We start from the raw sequence: 20296 nt of genomic DNA on the forward strand, positions 1-20296 counted from the left end.
GCTTTTTCATTATTTTTTATTCAACATATTCGCAATCGTATTGAAATCCATTTGTTTTCCGTTGTTAATGATCGACTGCACGATTTTATCTTCTAACTCTTTCGGCACGTTGCGATTCGCAATTTGCGCCACGCGTTTAACGATGCCACGCACCGTTTTTTCGTCTTTAAAGTTCGCATGTTGCAACGAGTTCGCAAGCGCAAAAATGTCTTGCATATTGACGCCCGTTTTCTTTTCGATGTTTTTAAAAAAATGTTGATCCATCTTTCTCCGCCTCCTTCACTTTTATTTTTCAGCATATGAAAAAACAAAAAAAACGTTCCAAAGGTATGCCCTTTGGAACGCCTCTTCTTAGTGAACGAACGCTGCACCAACGATAATTAACAAAATGAACAATACGACGATCAACACGAACGTTGAACCGTATCCGCCGCCGTAGCCGTAGCCACCGTAACCATATCCGCAATATCCGAAGCCCATGAGACTCCACCTCCTTGAACGTTGTCGCTTACATCATATGCATACAAATGAATTTGGTATGGGCGCTCCTATAAAAATTCTCCTCCTTGCCGAAACATGCGGGCGAACTGTTTTTCTTTTTTCGCAAAAAACGCTTCCGCATCGCTCATGTTTGCTTGAAACTGTTGAAATAGCGCCCCATTTATTTTTTCAAGTTTGTTTAGCGTCATCTCCATCTCTTTTCCCCATGCGTCAAACGCCTTCATGAACGCATCGTGTTTTTGATGTTTTGCGCGCGCATACGATTGCAGTTCTTTTTCCAATCGATCCATCGTTTTTCCCCCCTTGCTTTTTCATACGTAAAAAACGAAAACATGTGCTAAAATAAAAGACGAAATCAAAAGAAAGGACGTGTCATATGGAACGACTACAAGACGCACAACAATTTAAACAAGCGATCGCCTCAAGCACACCCGTTGTCGTTAAATTTTTTACAACATGGTGTCCCGATTGCGTACGAATGGATCAATTTATGGGTGAAGTCATTGCCGCTTACCCGCAATTCACATGGTATGACATCAATCGCGACGATGTGCCAGACATCGCCGAAACGTACAACGTTATGGGCATTCCGAGTTTGCTTGTATTCCAAAACGGCGAAAAAATCGCCCACTTACATAGCGCCAATGCAAAAACACGCGAACAAGTCGAGGAGTTTCTTCAAACGATTAAAGGCTGACAAATGATGTCAGCCCCTCTTTATCGAATCTCCACTTTTCCTGTATATTTTATTCTTTCTAATACAGTAAACAACCGTGAATAACAGTCTTGAATCGTTTTTTCATTTTTGATGTTGTTGTATAGCCCAAAACCAACATACGTATCTTTGTAAAATCCAACAAGATAATCGCCCGATTTCATATCATGCGCATGCTCATAGCTGAGGTCGCCATCCACAAACGCTAAATATACTTTTTGGGAATCAACAAAAACAAACGGAACAGAAGATTGTAAATAAATATCGGCATACGGTTTTTCAGCTGCCTCTTTCAAATGTTCCTTCATAATAAGCACGCCATCAAATTGTCCAAATTTTTTTTGTAAAATATCTTCCAAAGATAACGGTATAAATGACACATTCGTCTCTCGAACATCTGGTGCTTTTCCAACAACACCGATCTTTAATTCACTCCCTGTATACAAAGGAGAATGAAAGTTCATTTCTTGACGACAACCGAACAAAATGAGTACAACGATAAAAAAAATACATTTTTTCATAGTTTCCACTTGAAAATATTATTCCCCTTGTCTAAACGTTTAACTACAATTCTTTACTTTTTGATAAAATTTTTTGGTTCATCACCAAAAGATGTACTTGCACCTGTCATGAAAGTATGTTAGCTGTTTCTAGCCGAACCCGCAGTGCAAAACGCTGGATATTTCGGTATCCGTATCCCCGACGTTTCATCAGCTTGATCTTGTTATTCGTTCCCTCCATCTTCCCATTCGAATAATGGGATAAAATGCACGATATCATTTCGTCTGTTCGTTTGACGAGTGATTTTGCGATGGCACGAACAACGGAACAAGGACAAAACAAATACCGATGAATCCAAGCCTTCAAGCGTCGTTTCGCCTGTTGCTCATCTTTGCTTTTGAACACATAGCGAACATGTTGGAGCGATTGGTAAAATTAAAGCCAAACATAAACGTTTTAGCATTTATATTATTTTGAATCGTTGTTTATCGGGTTAAATATCTCGAAATATACTTCTTCTTTTCCGTTTACAACAGCTATTAAAATAGGACGTTCTTGCTTTTCGGCAGGAAGATAAACTTCAGTTCCAACAGGTAGCTTTGTTGCCATTCCTTGTTCAAAAGGTTCTCCTTTTTTATAAGTTAAGTGAATATCAAAAAGCTTCTCCCCAGTTTTTATATTGGAGTTATCCATTTGTTCTATGTGCTTTGCATTCATATAAATAGAGTCGCCATGTGCAAGTATATCAGCATTTTTGTTTTCCTTTAAAATTTCTGTAGCCTTTTCCTGCATTTCTTTATAAAACTGATTCATTTGATTTGCTCCCTGTTCCTTTGGGTTTGTTTGTTGTCCTGAGCAACCTACTAGAGATAAAAGTAAAAATGATAAACAAATAACGACTTTTAACGTTTTCATGTAATCCATCCCCCTTTGACCTATCTTAATATTATACAATTTACAATTTAATTGGTGTAAATTGCGAAAATTATATACAATTATAAACTTGTTATAACAAAAGACAATGGAGAATTTCCCTTGTCTTTTGGACCTATTATTCCTCATTAATTGACTCTTGGATTCGGTTTTCTAGCTCCTTTTCATATTTTTCTTTATATTCAGGAGAAAATGCTTCTTCTGGAACAATATATGTTTCATTTTCTGTTAGCATTTTTGCGCCATTTAAGTGTTCACCTGTGAGTGCATCAATATAAATTGCATTCGTTTCATTAACACTTAACTTATATGCAGGTCTTAATTCATCTTTTTCTAATCCTAAACCAATTGGAGATGAAAAATAAACAATTTCTGCCTTTGTAAAATCAATATTTCCATCAAATTTAAAGTGACTATTCGCTTTTTCCTTTGCTGTTTCCATAGCTTTTTCAAGTTTTTTCACTGAAAGGTTCTTTACTTTTATTTTTTGTGTAACTTCTTTAACGTTCCGTTTATAGAAGTTAACTCCATTTTTATCATAACCAACAACGATTGCCTCTGCTGCTTCTCCATCTAAATATGTTCCATTGAGACTTTGAACAAATACAACAGTATAACCTACAATTACATCATTTTCTAAATCATCTTGTTCAACCATTGGTAGGAAATGCTTTAATTTGAGATCTGAACGCAAACCGCCGTTTTTCTCGATAAAAGCATTTATATCTTTTAATACTTCATCACTTGATTTAGTAATTGGATCGAATTCGATTTGTCGACTATACACAAATGAGTTGTCATTATATACTTCAAGTGTGCCACTTTGACTACTATAAACTTTTGATTTATTTTCTTTATAATTAAATTCCGTATAATTTTCACCTAATAGATTTGATTGAATCATTTTTAAGTTAATTTTTTCAGGTTTCACTTTAAATTTTACTCTGTACTCATTATTTAGTTCATCTAATTCCTCTTGTGTGGTAGGTGTTGTTAATTCATCGCCCGTTTTTAAATAACTACTAATATTTTCTGTTGTGTAATAACCAATAATAGAGTTAGGACCAGTTCCTTTCCAACGGTAAACGTCGCTTGTACCTGTTACATCTGCCGTAGCTCCGCTTCCAACATTATGCAAGTAATCATATATGTTATTGTTGTGGCCAATAATTGCCCAATCGTATTCAGAATATGTGCGATTTGCATGCATCCAAGCAGAAAATAAAGTATATGCACTATATCCATTTACCCCAAGCGCTCTATTAAAAAAGTTGTCAATGATTTTGGTATCTGTATAATCGTTTGAAACACCATGATAACCAAAAATATGATGAAGACCATTTGCAAGTTGTTTACCCCAGTATACTTGATCCAAAGCTTCGCAAGCAGCAAAAATCATCCATTCTGCATCTTCATTTGAAGCGCGGTCAGTACCTTTGATATCGCCACCAACTTGATACCAATTAGCAAAGTCCCTTAGTCCAGTCTCTACATATCTGTATGATAGCGCTAAATTTCCACTAGAACCTCCATGACCTGTAAAATACAGAATATCGGATTCATTTCCATACTTTGTGAAATCAGTATAATAAACAGCTGAATCGTACCATTGAGCTGTCCTTGTCCAATTTTTTTCACTTAAGCGATCACGAAATTTATAAGCATCACCATTATCTAAGTCGCTTAAAGAACTTGAGACATAGGATCCAACACCTAACACTGTATATTCTAGTGCTGCTTCAGCTGAAAGTGGGACAAGATTTAACCCTAAAGCACCTGCCATTGCAACTAACAACGACTTTTTACCCAAGTTTTTCTTCATTTTTTTTAACATTTCGGAGCTACCCCCCCAATTTTTTTATTCCGAATTTATTATATTATGTTATTTTTTGGTTAATCACCATAACTTGGGGTTGTTAATATAAAAATGGTTCATCACCAAAAGATGTACTTGCACCTGTCATGAAAGTATGTTAGCTGTTTCTAGCCGAACCCGCAGTGCAAAACGCTGGATATTTCGGTATCCGTATCCCCGACGTTTCATCAGCTTGATCTTGTTATTCGTTCCCTCCATCTTCCCATTCGAATAATGGGATAAAATGCACGATATCATTTCGTCTGTTCGTTTGACGAGTGATTTTGCGATGGCACGAACAACGGAACAAGGACAAAACAAATACCGATGAATCCAAGCCTTCAAGCGTCGTTTCGCCTGTTGCTCATCTTTGCTTTTGAACACATAGCGAACATGTTGGAGCGATTGGTAAAAAGACTTTAAGTCACCACTTTCATTACACCATTCTCGTATGATTTGACGTTCTTCCTCTGTTAATTTCTCTGGGCATTGGCTCAATAAACGACAAACGTAGCGAACATTTCCGTGTTTCTTGCCCCCTTTGCCCAAATATTTGTGACATCGTTCTAACGCATCGGTAAACAGCTGAATGACATGGAAATAGTCGACCACATGTGTCGCCTCTAGGCAAACCCGTTGAATCGCTTTTTTCATCGCTGGAGCCAAATCACCCACGACATACTGAACGGAACGAGACACATGAGCCAATGCACGCCCAATGGCTTCCTCGTTCTTTCCTGCTTCCATGGCATACACTTCTCCCGTTTCGGCATCCATGATCGCCACTCCATAGTCATGCCCTTTTCGAAACGCAAACTCATCGACACAAACCGCCTTTGGTTGGATATCATTCGATAGGAAGGAGCATGGGTATAAAACCAGCGTTCAACGGTCGTGTAAGGCAGCTTGAGCATACAAGCCACGTCCTGAATGGATGTTCCGATGCAAGATTGCGCGACCCATCGCTGAAACGCATCCGTCGCCACACTTCGCGGAGAGATGGCTGGATACGACGTGCTGAACGTCACGCCGCACGTACGACAACGTCTGCGCTCGATAGAAAGTTCGATCCAAAAAATCTCGATTCGCTGTGCATAGCCATGCATCCATTGCTTCTTTTTTGACTGTCATTTTCATCGTGCGCTTCAAGCAGACAGGACATAACGGGCATTGTTCGGGTAGAGAAAGTTCGAAAATCCAACGTTCCCCTTCTTTTCGCACCTTTTGAATCAAAACATCTGGTCAATCGATGAGTTCTTTGATAAACTGAGAGTACATGCGAATTTTCCTCCATGGTTTGGTTTGGTCACCTTTACCATACAGGAAAATTCGCATTTTTTGTACCCTCTATTTTCTCTATGCACACCTATCTTAAATGATCAAGTACAACTTGTGGTGAAGAACCAATTTTTTCTTTGTTCCTTTGTCTAACATTGTATATTTTAGAAATATTTTTTACAATATTTGAGTATGCAAAAAATCCAGATGGAGAGGGGATCATGTATTTACCTAAAAAACAAAAATACCGCCCCTATGCCTATTCGCATGAGAGCGGTGTTTATCTTTCACATAAGAAACGGCTGCAGTTTTTGAATAAGCTGCTGCATTTGTTTCGCTTGTTGTTCGTACATTTGTTTCGCTTCTGCATCGTTTGTTTGTAAGGAGAACAGCTCGAAATCGGCTTCTGCTTTTTTCATTGATGCAAGCAATAGTTGCTTTTGTTGCGGCTCTGGTAGTTGAATGCGGTCGTCGTATAGATCGACGGTCAATTGGCCGTACGAATCGACTTGAGCTAAAAAGACGTTTTCAACGGCGACACCCATTTGGTCGAGTTGCTTCTTTAACCAGCCGCGGTTTAGACGGGCTGTCGCAAGCGGTTCATCTAAAATTTCACCGTCCATAATGACGGTTTGCGGTTCTTTTTCCTCTGGAACGTACTTTTGCACATCCCCAATCGTGAGCGGCTGTTTGTCGCGTTTTAATAAAATGCTTAAGTCGCCGTTTGCTTCGAGCGTCGCAAATTCGACATCCGCGACGCGAAAGACATCTTTTTTCCGCAACTGTTCAAGCAATTCATCTATAGTATATTTTTCTTTTTTCAAATTGTCTTCTAAAATTTTTCCGTTTTTAATAAAAACGGTGGAATTGCCTTCAACGAAATCGCGAAATTTTTTACTTCGTAACGAAATGATCGAAATGGCGACAGGAAAAAGCGACCAAATTAAAATGCTCGTTATCCCTTCCGTTAACCGAATATCTAAATCCATTGACATCGAGCCAGCAATATCCCCGATCGTAATGCCGACGATATATTCGAAAAATGACAGCTTTGACAACTGTTTTTTTCCTAACAATTTCGTAATGATGAACAGTCCGATTAAAATGCAAATTGAGCGAATCGCAACTTCTAACCATGCTGGCATACCTACATCCCCTTATATTGCGGCTCTTCGCGTTCAAGCGTCGAGATGCGCCCTTTGAGCGCCGCAATCATTTGTTCTGTTTCAAGCATCGCTTCATGAAATGCCCGTTGCGCTTCCTCGTTTGTCGAAGTGAGCGCTAATTGCTGTAACGTCGCATGAATGGCCTTCATGTTCGCTAAACTTTGTTTTACTTGTGAACCGATCGTCATCTTCCTCTATCCTTTCGGTTTAAATAATAATGCTCCGATAAAACCGAACACGATCGCTGCCGAAATGCCGGCGCTCGTCACTTCAAACATCCCTGTTAATACCCCAACGATGCCGTGTTTTTCTGCTTCTTGCATCGCCCCATGCACGAGCGCGTTGCCGAAACTTGTAATCGGAATCGTTGCCCCAGCACCGGCAAAATCGATGAGCGGCTCGTACAATCCAAATCCGTCTAAAATCGCACCAGCAACAACGAGCGCGCTTAACGTATGCGCAGGTGTAAGTTTAAATACATCAAACATCACTTGTCCGATGACACAAATAAGCCCGCCGACGACAAAAGCCCAAAAAAACATCGCCATCATAAATGATCGCCTCCATGTTCAATCGCTACCGCATGCGCGATGCACGGAATCGTTTCGCCTTGTTGAAACGTAAGCGGCGATAAAAGCGCCCCTGTTGCGACGACGAGCATGCGTTTGATTTCTCCACGCTTCATCCGATTCAACAAATGTCCATATACAACGGTCGCGGAACATCCTGCGCCGCTTCCCCCCGACAACACCGGTTGCCCTTCGCGGTAAATGATTAATCCGCAATCTTGATACTGTTCTTCTTCAAGCTCCATCCCATTTTTTCGCAATAAATCAAGCGACACCGCACGACCGATTTTTCCTAAATCGCCTGTCACAATTACGTCGTAATACGACGCATCCATTTGCATATCGCGTAAATGGGCTTCAATCGTATCGACTGCCGCTGGCGCCATCGCTCCGCCCATATTAAACGGATCGGTCAAGCCCATATCAACGACGCGACCAATCGTTGCAGCTGTAATGCGCGGGCCGTCTCCTTCGCTCCCGACGAGCGCCACGCCTGCTCCTGTCACCGTCCATTGCGCTGTCGGCGGCTTTTGCCCTCCGTATTCGGTCGGATAGCGAAACTGTTTTTCGACCGCTGCATTATGGCTTGCCGCTCCTGTCAATATGTACTTCGCCCCGCCGTAATTGACGATAAACGCGCTTAGTGCTAGCGCCTCCATCGACGTTGAACATGCGCCAAATACGCCGAGATACGGGGTGCTAAGCGTGCGCGCCGCAAAGCTTGAAGGGGTCATTTGATTCATTAAATCGCCACAAATAATAAACTGCACTTGTTCCTTTTCGATGCGCGCCTTTTTCATCGCTTGAAAAAACGCTTCTTCAAACAACACTTTATGCGCTTTTTCATACGAATCTTCTCCGAGCCAAAGGTCTTCATGCAGCAAGTCAAAATCATCAGCAATGTTTCCGTTCGCCTCAAACGGTCCGCCGACTGTCGCGGTGGCGACGATGACTGGACGGTTTTCAAATACCCACGTACGATGACCTTTCATCATCCGAGTCCACCCCATTTGATCGCAATCGTTTTAATGAGCGCCACGACAAAGGCAGAAAACGTACCGAATAAAATAACCGAACCTGCTAGTTTAAACATATTTCCACCAACGCCAAGCACAAACCCTTCCGTCCGATGTTCAATCGCAGCCGAAATGACGGCATTTCCAAATCCGGTGACGGGTACCGCGCTCCCTGCCCCTGCAAATTGCGCCAATCGGTCATATACGCCAAACCCCGTTAACAACATCGCGATAAATACCATCGTCGCCACCGTTGGATTACCGACTGTTTTTTCCGTAAAGTCGAAAAAGTACATGTAAAAATAGGAAATGGCTTGACCAATCGCGCAAATGAATCCACCGACAAAAAAAGCACGCACGCAATTTTTCAACACTGGACGCTTCGTTTCACGCGCTTGTTCAAACTGATGATATTCTTGTTGAACAGGCGTCAAATGTTTCCGCTTTTCGTTCGCCATCATCTCACCTCACTACGTTTGTTCTTCGCTTAATTTTTGAATCACTGTTATTTCTTTTTCGATTTCTTTTTCACTTATGTTTTTCGTTTCGATTTTTTCTTTTAACGCTTTCGTTTTCCAAAAAATTTTTAAATCGTGCGATGCGATCACTTTTTCGCGAAATTGTTCATTCAGCGCTTTGCCTACCTCTTTTTCAATTTGTTTCATGCGAAAACGATGCAAATGTTTCACTTGATACGCGACAAGCAGTCGTCCGTTTGCTTGAACAGCAACAGCATCTTTCACATCTTCGCGTGCCTTTAACATCTCTACTGCTTTTTCGGCATGTTGTTGGTCGCTTCGTTTCGCGCTTCCATCATGGCTGACGTTTGTGATGTTTTCTTGTTGAAGCGATTGTTGTTGTTCTTTCTGTTCATGCGCACAACTCATCAGTAAAAAAACGAGAATGAGTACAAACCATTTTTTCATGGCGTTCACCTTTCTATTCATGTAACGAAAGGGCGTCCACATAGGACACCCGATTCACTTATTGTTTATATTGTGGCTCTTCTTGTTCAATTTCTTGCAGGCGTGGGGACAACAAATCAACGATCGCTTGCGTCTGTTGTGCTGCTTGTTGATACAATTGCTTCGCTTTTTCATTTTCTGTTTGCAACGCAAACGTTTCAAAGCTCGCCTGCGCCGATTTCAATCCCGCTAACGTTTGTTTCACAGAACTTGCAACAGTCATGATGACAACCTCCTTTGCTTTTTCACACCATAGCATGCGCCTATGCGAAAAAGTTATACAAAAAAAATAGCCCCTAAAAGGAGCTACGGTTTATCACGAAATCCATTTCCGATCGACGGATTATTCAAAATCCCAGCCATCACTAAAATACTTAAAAACGCATTCCATAATTGCTCATATTTTCCTAAATCTAAATCGACCCCAAACGTTTGAAGCAAAAGTGGAATAAATGAACCGATCGCGAGCCATAACCCATAATTTTTAAAGCGCTCCATGTTTCTCTCCCCTATGCTATTGTTTTTTTATTTTTTTCCCACATCCGCAACCACCTGTTTTTTTCACAGGTGCTGGTGAAGACGTATATACTTTCGCTGCTTGTGATCCACCGAGGACCATCGGTTTTTTCTTTTCCATTTGCAACCCCTCCACATGTGTAAGATACAATAGCATATGAAAAAGATGGAGCGCACGACTATGCGTTTTCCCTATTTCTTTTTTTCCGCAAATGAAAATGGAGTCGCCATCGGCAATTGTCCGCTATGCTTTAACGTTTGTTGTCGCTTAATATTGTGCATAAACCATGAATCTGTTCCTTGTGCAAATACTTGTTTTGTTATTTGTTCAAGCTGCTTTTTTAGCTCTTCGTTTTCTTTTTTTAATCGTTTAATTTCTTGATAACGTTGTTCACTTAACGCTGCTAATTCTTTTAACAACACATTTTCCGCCCGCAACACGTCTAGCTCGTTTTGCATATGCCCACCCCTTTCTACTACATAACAATTCAACATGACACCGATTTATGACAAAAAAATTCCGCACATATCCCTGCACACTTACCTACCTTTCTCATACTATACAGTAGTCCCGATACATGCGACGGGAAAAACTGAAATAGGAGGAACGAGGCATGACGCATCATAAAGAGCGTAAAGAAAAAGTGTGTATTAAAACACGCAAAGTGTATGACTGGGTTACTCGTCAAGTCGATGTGCCGTTGCGCAGTTTTTCAAATGGGGATTTGGAAAATATTTTTCCTGAAAGCAAATGTCCACGCCATGGGCAATCGGTTTGCGACTTTTTCGCATCAAACGGTTTAAGTGCTGGCGATTTCTCGATTCGCTGCTTCTTAACAGACGATGAAGGAAACCGCATCGACCAGACAGTTGACAACAATGCACTCATTTGCCAAGAAATTTTACAACCAAACGGTCGCCAACCTGTTCACGTCACACTTCCATCAGGCGATACAGTCACATTACAAAAAGTGAAAGTGCTTGTGAAAGGCCACGTTGTCGTGCAAGTTGTCAATGCGAACGGTCACGTCGTTTGCGAATCTTCTCCAATCCCATTTGCGACGGCGCAAACATTTATTTTATGCGCACCAGAAGGCACAATGCTCGATTGCCACATTTCATTTTTCGAATGTGACGCAAGTTTAATTTGCACTGACAACTTCTCACAGCTTGATGTATCCATTACATTATGCTTAGAAGTGCAAATGGAAGCAGACGTGAAACTTGAAGTCGAAGCCCGCTACTGCCAACCGCGCGAAGAAATTTTAGAAGCAACACTTTGCCCAACAGACAAATTCCCACCACAATGCCCAGAAGTATTCCCAGCACATTAATGGATAAAAAGGCTGTTGTCGCCAGCAGCCTTTTTATTTATGTTTTTTACGATCTGTACATATATATGAACAAAAGAAGGAGGGGTATGATGAATCATATTCAACTGCAACAAAAAATTATTCATTATCGCTCGGAAGTGGCAAAATATAAACAATTATTGCAACTGATGGAGACAGAACTGAAACGCGAACAGCTACGCAATCAATACGTCCAAAAACAGCTCGAACAACTAGACGAATACGAACGAACGATTGAGCATCTGAAGCAGCAACTTCTTTTTTACGAAGTGGCGCTTGAAGAAGAAAAAAAACGAAAAAAAGAAACAAAAAAGGAAGACATCGTGCGCGCCAACGCCTATTTTGCATATGCGGTCATGATCCCAGAAGAAAAAGAAGAACATGTGACGATTATTGGCGATTTCGTCATTGACAATGCCGGCAATATGCCACTCCATGACCCGATCATTTGCCTTCGTCTCCGCCCTGCCGATCACGCTCAATTAAGCGGAAAATTTTCATTTCGCCAACTGCAAGAGGAAGGTGGCTGGACGTTTGCGGTCGAAGATTGGCGCCAGAAAATAAAAGACGGGGAATATTGGCTAAAACCGATCGATGAAACGACGCTTTTACCAAATGAACAACTGCGTTTTCCGTCATTTGAATTGCGCGTCGTACAAACAGTTGTCGTCGAAGGGTTCGTTTATTTCCGCCAACTGAAACAAGGGGTATCATCTTTTAATCATATCGTCATTAATAAATAAGCAGGCATTCGCCCGCTTTTTTTATTGGCTCGATTTTTGAACAACGACCTCAATAAACGCAGCACATCCTGCAATGGCTAACACGGAAACAATCGGCATGACGATCGGCGCCATATATGTCGCTCCGACATACAATGCCGTTGCACACCATATGCCTGTGCACCAATGACAGCTTAACAACTCCCCGATCCACTTTTTTAGCCCCGTTCCTTTCACGACAATATACGTCTCTCCATCTTGTTCGAACTCATCATGAAACGGCGCACGCAAAAACGATGTAATGCGATCATATACGAGTAAGCGCGTCAAACGAAATGAAGCGATACATAAAAGAAAAAAGTGAAAAACATCCATTTTTTCGCCTCCTCGCTTCACTTTATGTTGCTTATGTAAAAAACATGCAGTACTTTCGCCTATTCCGTTTTTTATTGTTTCACATATAATGCAATGAGTCATTTCACAAAAAAGGATGTGAAACCGTGTATAACATTTTTTTCAGCAAAGATTTTTTAGCTCGCCAACGCCACATACAACATATATGCGCTACGCTTACGACATTAAGCGAAGGAACAGAACTGCACGTGCATACGAACAAAGAAACATACTATAATGCTCAATTCGTTCAACTAGACACAACATCGAAAACATTAACCATCATCGTCGATCCATTTTATGAAAACGGCGGAAAATCCGTTGCGATCAACTGCCGTGACATCGCCGCAGTGGAGTTTCCAACCGAAGCGCTCGTTGCGGCAACCGAACAAACAAAAATAACAATTGGAACGAAAAAAACAGAAGACGAAGATGAATAAAGGAAGTGAACTTATGAACGTTTGTATGATTGGCGCCGGTTATGTCGGATTAACAACAGCAGCTGTTCTTGCCAAACTTGGGCATACGGTTCATTGCATCGATGAAAATGAACAAAAAATTGCCGCCTTACAGCACGGCGATGTTCCGATTTACGAACCCGGTTTAGCTGAGCTGTTAACCGACTATAAAAGTCGGCTTTTTTTTCATCACAACGAACAAAAACATATAAAAGAAGCAGATGTTATATTTATTTGCGTCGGCACACCGCCAGATTTAAAAGGAAAACCAGACGTCTCGTACGTCAATCGCGCCATTGATACGCTTATTCCATATATAGGCGATCATCAAACACTTGTCATGAAAAGTACCGTCCCGATCGGAACGAACGAACGCATATATAAACGCTTAAAAAATGAAGGAAAACATGTGCGCATCGTCTCAAACCCTGAATTTTTACGCGAAGGCTCTGCCATTTACGATTCGTTACATCCCGACCGTATCGTCATCGGCTTACGTGACGATGATGATCGCTCCCTTTCCGTGATGCAAACATTATATGCCGGCATTCATGCGCCATATGTCGTCACAAGTTTAAATGGTGCTGAAATGATAAAATATGCCGCCAACGCCTTTCTAGCAACGAAAATTTCGTTTATAAACGAAATGGCACGCCTTTGTGAAGCGTACGGCGTCGACGTTGTCGATGTCGCAAAAGGCATCGGGCTTGACGAACGAATCGGGCGACATTTTTTACAAGCGGGTATTGGGTACGGTGGCTCTTGTTTCCCGAAAGATGTGACAGCCCTCATACAAATGGCATATGAACAAATGGTGCGTCCGTATATGTTAGAAGCGACAAAAACGATTAACGACACGCAGATCCATTGGTACATTCAAAAAATGAGACGAACGTTAGGAGAACTTGCCAGCAAACGCATTGCCGTCCTCGGCATCGCTTTTAAACCAAATACAGACGATATTCGTGAATCTCCTGCTTTGTCGTTTATAAAAAAATTGCACGCCCATGGCGCTGACGTCATTGCTCATGATCCAAAAGCTACACTTCCATACGACGTCGCTGTAAAACAAGCAAAAACGATACAAGAAGCCATTCAACAAGCCGATGCGCTTATCGTTGCGACCGATTGGGATGCGTATAAGCAACTAAACTGGGAAGAAGTAAAAGGAATGATGAACGGAAACGTCATCATCGATGGACGAAATAGCTTGCCTCGTGAGGCGATCATGAACGCAGGACTAAACTATATAGGGGTGGGGCGCGGATGAACATACTTGTTACCGGAGCAGCTGGATTTATCGGTTCGCACGTATGTGAAACATTGCTACAGCACCATCACGTCATCGGCATCGACTGTTTCACCGGCCCGACGCCAAAAGAATGGAAAGAAAAAACGATCGACACGTTAAAAAAACATGACCGTTTTACATGGCTCGAAGGCGATTTGTTGTCGTTGCCGCTTGACGACATCGTCAAACAAGTCGACGTCATTTATCATTTGGCTGGCATGCCGGGCGTACGCACAAGCTGGGGAACGTCATTTGACTTATATACGACAAATAACATATTAGCGACGCAACGATTGCTTGAAGCGTGTAAACAACATCGCCCAAAACAGTTTATTTATACGTCAACGTCATCCGTTTATGGCGAAAAACATGGGCGCGTGCATGAAAACATGACTCCGACTCCGCTTTCACCGTACGGCATTACGAAACTTGCTGGCGAACATTTATGCCACGTATATGGCTCGGAGTTTGGCGTGCCGACGACGATTTTACGTTATTTTACCGTGTACGGACCACGCCAGCGACCTGATATGGCGTTTCATCGCTTTATTCGCCAAATGTTGTTTGATGAGCCGATGACGATTTTCGGAGACGGCACACAAACGCGCGACTTTACGTACATTTCCGATTGCGTCAATGGCACGCTCGCTGTGCTTGGCAACGACAAAGCGATTGGCGAAACGTTCAATATCGGCGGAAAAGAGCGCGCATCTGTTAACGACGTCATCGCTATACTTGAAGAAATGATCGGGAAACGAGCAAACAAACAATATATGAGTCAAGCAATCGGTGAGCCGAAACATACGTGGGCGGACATTTCGAAAGCGGAACGCATCCTTTCGTACGCTCCAAACGTATCATTGCAAGAAGGATTGCGCCGTGAAGTCGAATATATTCGCTCGCTTTATGGGAGGTAGTTATGCGCATCGCCTTTATTTGTACAGAAAAATTGCCGTCTCCAGCCATAAAAGGGGGCGCCATTCAACTGATGATTGATGGCATCGCCCCCATCTTTGCCGTTAAACATTCGCTTACGATTTTTTCTATTACCGATCCATCGCTTCCGATGTACGAAATACGTGATGGCATCGAGTACGTGCGCGTGCCAAAAGAACAGTACGAACAACATATCGTAAACGAACTAAAAAAGCGCACGTTTGACGTCATTCACGTCTTTAACCGTCCCGCAAACGTCTTACACTACAAACAAGTTGCGCCAAACAACCGTTTCGTCACAAGTTTGCATAACGATATGTTTTCACCGATGAAAATGAAACGCGACGTTGCCGAACGAGTCATCGCTGAAGTCGATCTCATCACAACCGTCAGCGCGTATATAAAACACACCGTCACAAAACGATACGATGTGCCAGACGATAAAATTCAAGTCGTCTACTCCGGCGTCGACGCGACGCGCTACATGCCGCCATGGACAGACGAAGGGAAACAAATGCGCACCGATATGCGCCAACGTTTTATTGCTCAAGAAGATGACGTCATTTTATTTATCGGGCGATTAAGCCGAACAAAAGGCGTACATGTACTCATTGAAAGCATGAATCACGTATTAGCCCACCATCCAAAAGCAAAACTCGTCATCGTCGGCGGGAAATGGTTTAGCGACAACCGCCCGAACGAATACGTTCGCTTCCTTCACCAACTAGCAAAACCTTACAAAGACCGCATTCAATTTACAAACTACATCCCGTCTGAACATATTCCACACATATTCACGATGGGCGATGTGTTCGTTTGCAGTTCGCAATGGCACGAGCCGCTCGCCCGCGTGCATTACGAAGCGATGGCGGCAGGCGTGCCAATCATTACGACAAACCGCGGCGGAAATAGCGAAGTGATCGAACATAACAAAAACGGGATCGTCATTGACGACTATGCGTCGCCTAAAGCGTTCGCACGCGCCATTAACGAATTATTGCACGACAAAGAAAAAGCGCTCGCACTTGCTTACGAAGGACGAAAACGAGCGGAAACGATGTTTTCCTTCGCAAACACAGCCGAGCAGCTGGAACGTTTATATATTACGATTTGCCAATAAGCGATACCGATACGATATGTTCGATCGGTATCGTAATCGTTTTTTCTTCATCGCTTAATGCAAAAACGACTTTTTTCTTATCGCACGTTTGAATAATGCCTTCATACGTTTTGTTTTTCGTTTTCAATTCACACGTCACCGGTCGAAGTTCATTCGGAAGCGTCGCCAAAAATTCAATACGCTCAGCCGTATTCATCTCGCGAAAATTCGCAAATGACGGCGGCGGATACGACGGTTTTTCTTTTTTCGTTCGAAACGTCTGTTGCATATAGCACGTTTTTGGACCTAAATTCGGCTGAACGATATACAACAACGGCGCATTTTCCACACGTTTTTTCATTCCCACACCCCTCCTTTTTACGAATATATGCGCAAAAAGAGAAGGGCATGCCATAACACATAAAAAGCTGTTCGGCAAATGCCAAACAGCTTTCCAATTATCGCGCTAAAATGTGATAGCCAGAGTCGACGTGGATAATTTCGCCAGTCACGCCGCGCGATAAGTCGCTAAATAAAAATAGTGCCGTGTCGCCAACTTCTTCTTGTGTCGTTGTGCGGCGCAGCGGTGCACGCTCTTCGATTTCTTTTAAAATCGAGTTGAAGTCGCCGACGCCTTTAGCCGATAACGTGCGAATTGGACCTGCGGAAATGGCGTTGACGCGAATGCCGTATTTTCCTAGGTCGTTCGCCAAATATTTCACGCTCGCTTCTAACGACGCTTTTGCGACACCCATGACGTTGTAGTTTTGCACGACGCGCTCGCCGCCTAAATACGTTAATGTGACGATGCTGCCACCTTCTGTCATTAGCTCTTTCGCCGCTTTCGCCACCGCTGTTAACGAATAGGCGCTAATGTTGTGCGCAAGTAAAAATCCTTCGCGATCGACGTTCATATACTCGCCCTCTAAATGCTCTTTATTCGCAAATGCGATACAATGCGCCACACCGTGAATGACGCCCACTTTCTCTTTGATTTGCGCAAAGCATGAGGCAATTTCTTCATCTTTCGTCACATCGCAAGGCAAGACAAGCGCTGTGTCATCTTCTAACGTCGCCACTAATTTTTTTACTTCATTTTCAAAACGCTCGCCAGCATATGTAAAAATTAATCGCGCTCCTGCCGCATGAAGCGCACGCGCAATGCCCCAAGCGATGCTTCGTTTATTTGCCACACCCATAATGACGTACGTTTTCCCTTGTAACGATAATTGCATATTCGTTCATCCCCTTAAATTATGATTTGTTATTAGAACCTAGTATTAATATGATTATAACAAAAAATTCCCTACTTTCAAATAGGGAATTTATAATAAATAATCCATAAACATCGTCGCTAAGCCAAAATAAATGAGAATGCTAATTAAATCGTTAATCGTCGTAATAAACGGACCAGAGGCAACAGCTGGGTCGATGCGCAATTTATGCATAAAAAGCGGGATGAGCGCCCCCGCAACTGTCGCGACTGTTAGCGTCGCAAATAGCGCTAATCCGACGAGCACACCTAAGAAAAACTGCTGCTTCCATACATACACGACAATCGTAATGACGACGCCGCACGATAATCCAATAAGTAATCCTGTTAACGCCTCGCGCGCAAGCATCCTCCACTTTCCTTCTTTTTCGAAATCCCCCATCGCCAAGCGACGCACCGCTACCGCCAATGATTGCGTCCCTGTATTTCCTGACATCCCAGCAATAAGCGGAATAAACACAGCTAAAATGGCGACTTTTTGCAATGTGTCTTCAAAACGGCTAATTAAATTCGCGGTCATCATCCCTAAAAACAATAAAATAATGAGCCATGGCAACCGTTTTTTCGCCGCTTCGAATGGGGTGTATTGAATATCAACATCAGGAACCCCGGCAAGTTTCGAATAGTCGTCTGTCGCTTCTTCCGAAATGACGTCGACAATGTCATCGACGGTAATAATCCCAAGTAAATGATTGTTTGCATCGACGACAGGAAGCGCTAAAAAGTCGTAGTTTTGCATTTTGCGCGCCACATCTTCTTGGTCTTCATCAACAAATACGGACACGACACGGTCGTTCATAATATCGGCAATCATTTCATCATCATCCGACGTCAACAGCTCTCGAAGCGACAACACCCCAACGAGCTGACGCTGTTCGTTAATGACGTACAAATAATAAATCGTTTCCGCATTCGCCGCTTCTTTTTTCAAAATTTGCATCGCCGAACGCACCGTTTGATTGGCGTGAATGGCGATATATTCCGTTGTCATAATGCTTCCGGCCGTATATTCTTTATAATGAAGCAGTCCTTGAATATCTTTCGCCGCTTCATCGTCCATAATCGTTAAATAATTCGCCACTTCTTTTTTATCGAGCTCATTTAATACGTCCGCGGCATTATCCGCATACATATGAGCGAGCATTTGCGCGACAAATAACGGATCCATTTCCGATAAATAAATTTTATATTCATCTTCTTCAATGTCGAGATGGTCAAAAATTTCCGCCATTTCTGCTGGCGATAAATATTCATACATCCGCTTTCTCACTTCTGGGCTTTGTTCAACGTAAAACTTCGCCTGCTCGTACGGATGTAATTTTAAAAATTGCTCGCGAAACGCTTCCATTTTTCCATCATATAACGCCTGTAACATAATACCCCTCCTCTCGACAAAAATCGCTTTTTTTATTATGCGCGAATCTTTGCCAACTTGCAAGCAACGATGTAAAATGAGAATGCACGATGAAACGCAGGGGGAACAACACATGGAAAATGAAAAAACGACGCAAACAAAAATAGATTATCATTTATTGTTCATTTTATTTTTAATCGCAGTCGTGAGCGCCATCGCCATCGAAAGTGCGCGCGAGACGCTCCCTGCTAAACTGCAACATATTAACTTTGCGCAAAAACAGCTCATGTGGTACGCCATCGGTGCCGTCGTCGTTGCGGTGACGATGCTTTTCGATTACGATCGGTTGTTTAAAATCGCTTGGTATTTATATGGATTCGGGATGATTCTTTTACTTGGATTAGAATTAAACGTCCCGGGTACAGTAACAATTAAAGGGGCAACGAGTTGGTACAGCCTGCCGGGCGGAAACTTTCAGCCGTCTGAGCTGATGAAAATTTTTATGATTATCGTCATTAGCCGGATTATCGTCAACCATCGCGAAAAGTACCATGATCCGACGTTACAAGACGATTTAAAATTGCTTGGTAAAATCGCATTATCGCTACTACCGCCGCTTTTTTTACTTGCGCGTCAACCAGATATGGGGATGTCGATGGTGTTTATGGCCATCGCTGGTTCGCTTATTCTCGTATCCGGCATTCGGCTGCGCATTATCGCAGCTATTGCTGGTCTGGCTGTACTTGGAGCGACAGCGTTTATCGTGGCGTTTTTATATTTCCCAGATGTGTTAAAAATCAAGCAATACCAGCTAAACCGCTTTTATGGCTGGCTAAATCCATATGAATATGCGAGCGAACAAGGATTTCAGCTTGTGAAATCGTTGCTTGCAATCGGCTCAGGGGAGTTGTATGGAAAAGGATATAAAAATTTAGACGTCTATTTGCCAGAGTCGCATACCGACTTTATTTTTAGCATTATCGGGGAACAATTCGGCTTTATTGGTGCAAGCATCGTCGTGTCGCTCTTTTTCCTATTAATTTACCGCATGATTCAAATTGCCTTAGAATGCCACGACCCATTCGGGAGTTATTTATGCGCAGGCGTCATCGGCATGATTACGTTCCAAGTATTCCAAAACGTCGGCATGACGATCGGGTTGCTACCGATTACCGGTCTTCCGCTTCCGTTCGTCAGCTACGGAGGAAGCTCGCTTGCCACATACATGCTCGCCATTGGACTTGTCTTAAACGTCCGTTCGCGCACACAAAAATTTATGTTTTCTGCTGAACAATAGGGGAGGCTGAGACTTTGTCACCTCCCCTATTTTTTCACATGTCTCTCTCACATATACGCTACTATAATCACAGTAAATAATACCCATTGAAATAAGTTTTACTTAA

Annotated in this window: 28 protein-coding genes and 2 pseudogenes; 8 read left to right on the top strand and 22 right to left on the bottom strand. The window is 42.4% G+C overall.

The window, feature by feature from the left end; genetic code table 11:
- Window positions 1-9: 9 nt before the first annotated feature.
- The 3 genes from spoVIF to HNR43_RS00855 all read right to left on the bottom strand — a co-directional run bounded on the left by spoVIF (window position 10) and on the right by HNR43_RS00855 (window position 791).
- Window positions 10-264, bottom strand: a complete 255-nt coding sequence (gene spoVIF, locus HNR43_RS00845; RefSeq protein WP_003395322.1) for a sporulation-specific transcription regulator SpoVIF — start codon at window positions 262-264, stop codon at window positions 10-12.
- An 87-nt stretch (window positions 265-351) separates the two neighbouring features.
- Entirely contained in the window at window positions 352-480 is a 129-nt protein-coding gene (locus HNR43_RS00850; RefSeq protein WP_009362140.1) for a YjcZ family sporulation protein, read from the bottom strand.
- Between the two features lie 68 nt (window positions 481-548).
- Entirely contained in the window at window positions 549-791 is a 243-nt protein-coding gene (locus tag HNR43_RS00855) for a hypothetical protein (RefSeq protein WP_003395323.1), read from the bottom strand.
- An 86-nt stretch (window positions 792-877) separates the two neighbouring features.
- Between HNR43_RS00855 and HNR43_RS00860 the strand changes: the two genes are divergently transcribed.
- Window positions 878-1198: a thioredoxin family protein gene (locus HNR43_RS00860; RefSeq protein WP_183240323.1), complete on the top strand. Its 321-nt coding sequence runs from the start codon at window positions 878-880 to the stop codon at window positions 1196-1198.
- 20 nt (window positions 1199-1218) lie between these two features.
- On the opposite strand, the gene HNR43_RS00865 is transcribed toward HNR43_RS00860, so the two are convergent.
- From HNR43_RS00865 to HNR43_RS00930, 15 genes and pseudogenes are all read right to left on the bottom strand, one after another.
- The gene (locus tag HNR43_RS00865; RefSeq protein WP_183240325.1) at window positions 1219-1737 is read right to left on the bottom strand and encodes a hypothetical protein; all 519 of its coding nucleotides are present in this window, start codon (window positions 1735-1737) and stop codon (window positions 1219-1221) included.
- Window positions 1738-1843: 106 nt separating this feature from the next.
- A pseudogene (locus HNR43_RS00870) lies at window positions 1844-2149 on the bottom strand (transposase); the annotation flags it as partial.
- Between the two features lie 36 nt (window positions 2150-2185).
- Complete coding sequence (locus tag HNR43_RS00875) at window positions 2186-2632, bottom strand: hypothetical protein (protein WP_183240327.1); 447 nt, start codon at window positions 2630-2632, stop codon at window positions 2186-2188.
- 136 nt (window positions 2633-2768) lie between these two features.
- A complete protein-coding gene (locus tag HNR43_RS00880; protein ID WP_183240330.1) occupies window positions 2769-4484 on the bottom strand; it encodes a DUF6345 domain-containing protein in 1716 nt (571 codons plus the stop codon).
- A gap of 126 nt (window positions 4485-4610) precedes the next feature.
- A pseudogene (locus tag HNR43_RS00885) lies at window positions 4611-5738 on the bottom strand (ISL3 family transposase).
- A gap of 332 nt (window positions 5739-6070) precedes the next feature.
- Window positions 6071-6928 (bottom strand): DUF421 domain-containing protein, encoded by an 858-nt coding sequence (locus HNR43_RS00890; RefSeq protein WP_183240332.1) that lies wholly within the window; start codon window positions 6926-6928, stop codon window positions 6071-6073.
- 2 nt (window positions 6929-6930) lie between these two features.
- On the bottom strand, window positions 6931-7137 hold the full coding sequence (locus HNR43_RS00895; RefSeq protein ID WP_003395328.1) for a DUF1657 domain-containing protein: 207 nt from the start codon (window positions 7135-7137) through the stop codon (window positions 6931-6933).
- Window positions 7138-7143: 6 nt separating this feature from the next.
- Window positions 7144-7500: a stage V sporulation protein AE gene (gene spoVAE, locus HNR43_RS00900; RefSeq protein ID WP_012575626.1), complete on the bottom strand. Its 357-nt coding sequence runs from the start codon at window positions 7498-7500 to the stop codon at window positions 7144-7146.
- A complete protein-coding gene (spoVAD, locus tag HNR43_RS00905; protein WP_183240334.1) occupies window positions 7497-8513 on the bottom strand; it encodes a stage V sporulation protein AD in 1017 nt (338 codons plus the stop codon). The genes spoVAE and spoVAD overlap by 4 nt, the downstream gene beginning before the upstream one ends.
- The gene (gene spoVAC / locus HNR43_RS00910) at window positions 8510-8992 is read right to left on the bottom strand and encodes a stage V sporulation protein AC (RefSeq protein WP_183240337.1); all 483 of its coding nucleotides are present in this window, start codon (window positions 8990-8992) and stop codon (window positions 8510-8512) included. Before spoVAC ends, spoVAD begins: the two co-directional genes overlap by 4 nt.
- Before the next feature lie 12 nt (window positions 8993-9004).
- Window positions 9005-9460, bottom strand: a complete 456-nt coding sequence (locus tag HNR43_RS00915) for a YhcN/YlaJ family sporulation lipoprotein (RefSeq protein ID WP_183240339.1) — start codon at window positions 9458-9460, stop codon at window positions 9005-9007.
- Between the two features lie 58 nt (window positions 9461-9518).
- Window positions 9519-9722 carry a DUF1657 domain-containing protein gene (locus HNR43_RS00920; RefSeq protein ID WP_003395336.1) on the bottom strand — a complete coding sequence of 68 codons (204 nt, stop codon included), beginning with the start codon at window positions 9720-9722 and terminating at the stop codon, window positions 9519-9521.
- Between the two features lie 83 nt (window positions 9723-9805).
- Window positions 9806-9997 (bottom strand): phage holin family protein, encoded by a 192-nt coding sequence (locus HNR43_RS00925; RefSeq protein WP_183240342.1) that lies wholly within the window; start codon window positions 9995-9997, stop codon window positions 9806-9808.
- Between the two features lie 16 nt (window positions 9998-10013).
- A complete protein-coding gene (locus tag HNR43_RS14240) occupies window positions 10014-10136 on the bottom strand; it encodes a hypothetical protein (protein ID WP_281380306.1) in 123 nt (40 codons plus the stop codon).
- Between the two features lie 71 nt (window positions 10137-10207).
- The gene (locus HNR43_RS00930) at window positions 10208-10474 is read right to left on the bottom strand and encodes a hypothetical protein (RefSeq protein ID WP_055440388.1); all 267 of its coding nucleotides are present in this window, start codon (window positions 10472-10474) and stop codon (window positions 10208-10210) included.
- Between the two features lie 155 nt (window positions 10475-10629).
- On the opposite strand from HNR43_RS00930, the gene HNR43_RS00935 reads away from it, so the two are divergent.
- Entirely contained in the window at window positions 10630-11349 is a 720-nt protein-coding gene (locus HNR43_RS00935) for a BMQ_0737 family morphogenetic spore coat protein (protein WP_032100720.1), read from the top strand.
- An 89-nt stretch (window positions 11350-11438) separates the two neighbouring features.
- On the top strand, window positions 11439-12110 hold the full coding sequence (locus HNR43_RS00940; RefSeq protein ID WP_183240345.1) for a hypothetical protein: 672 nt from the start codon (window positions 11439-11441) through the stop codon (window positions 12108-12110).
- A 21-nt stretch (window positions 12111-12131) separates the two neighbouring features.
- Here the strand turns inward: HNR43_RS00940 and HNR43_RS00945 are convergent, their stop codons facing one another.
- Complete coding sequence (locus tag HNR43_RS00945) at window positions 12132-12464, bottom strand: DUF1360 domain-containing protein (RefSeq protein WP_183240347.1); 333 nt, start codon at window positions 12462-12464, stop codon at window positions 12132-12134.
- A 125-nt stretch (window positions 12465-12589) separates the two neighbouring features.
- Here HNR43_RS00945 and HNR43_RS00950 point away from each other — a divergent pair, with 125 nt between their 5' ends.
- From HNR43_RS00950 to HNR43_RS00965, 4 genes are read left to right on the top strand one after another with little or no spacing between them, the layout of a single operon-like run.
- Window positions 12590-12922 (top strand): hypothetical protein, encoded by a 333-nt coding sequence (locus HNR43_RS00950; protein WP_183240349.1) that lies wholly within the window; start codon window positions 12590-12592, stop codon window positions 12920-12922.
- 13 nt (window positions 12923-12935) lie between these two features.
- A complete protein-coding gene (locus HNR43_RS00955; RefSeq protein WP_183240352.1) occupies window positions 12936-14210 on the top strand; it encodes a UDP-glucose dehydrogenase family protein in 1275 nt (424 codons plus the stop codon).
- Window positions 14207-15148 carry an NAD-dependent epimerase/dehydratase family protein gene (locus HNR43_RS00960; RefSeq protein ID WP_183240354.1) on the top strand — a complete coding sequence of 314 codons (942 nt, stop codon included), beginning with the start codon at window positions 14207-14209 and terminating at the stop codon, window positions 15146-15148. Before HNR43_RS00955 ends, HNR43_RS00960 begins: the two co-directional genes overlap by 4 nt.
- Before the next feature lie 2 nt (window positions 15149-15150).
- Window positions 15151-16287 carry a glycosyltransferase family 4 protein gene (locus HNR43_RS00965; RefSeq protein WP_183240357.1) on the top strand — a complete coding sequence of 379 codons (1137 nt, stop codon included), beginning with the start codon at window positions 15151-15153 and terminating at the stop codon, window positions 16285-16287.
- On the opposite strand, the gene HNR43_RS00970 is transcribed toward HNR43_RS00965, so the two are convergent.
- The 3 genes from HNR43_RS00970 to mgtE all read right to left on the bottom strand — a co-directional run bounded on the left by HNR43_RS00970 (window position 16271) and on the right by mgtE (window position 18914).
- Window positions 16271-16627 carry a CotO family spore coat protein gene (locus HNR43_RS00970; RefSeq protein WP_183240359.1) on the bottom strand — a complete coding sequence of 119 codons (357 nt, stop codon included), beginning with the start codon at window positions 16625-16627 and terminating at the stop codon, window positions 16271-16273. The genes HNR43_RS00965 and HNR43_RS00970 overlap by 17 nt on opposite strands.
- Before the next feature lie 97 nt (window positions 16628-16724).
- On the bottom strand, window positions 16725-17501 hold the full coding sequence (gene fabI / locus HNR43_RS00975; RefSeq protein ID WP_183240362.1) for an enoyl-ACP reductase FabI: 777 nt from the start codon (window positions 17499-17501) through the stop codon (window positions 16725-16727).
- Window positions 17502-17591: 90 nt separating this feature from the next.
- On the bottom strand, window positions 17592-18914 hold the full coding sequence (gene mgtE, locus HNR43_RS00980; RefSeq protein ID WP_183240364.1) for a magnesium transporter: 1323 nt from the start codon (window positions 18912-18914) through the stop codon (window positions 17592-17594).
- Between the two features lie 112 nt (window positions 18915-19026).
- Here mgtE and HNR43_RS00985 point away from each other — a divergent pair, with 112 nt between their 5' ends.
- A complete protein-coding gene (locus HNR43_RS00985; RefSeq protein WP_183240366.1) occupies window positions 19027-20190 on the top strand; it encodes an FtsW/RodA/SpoVE family cell cycle protein in 1164 nt (387 codons plus the stop codon).
- Window positions 20191-20296: the final 106 nt, after the last annotated feature.

It is taken from the genome of Anoxybacillus mongoliensis, assembly GCF_014201515.1.
Taxonomy (GTDB): domain Bacteria; phylum Bacillota; class Bacilli; order Bacillales; family Anoxybacillaceae; genus Anoxybacillus; species Anoxybacillus mongoliensis.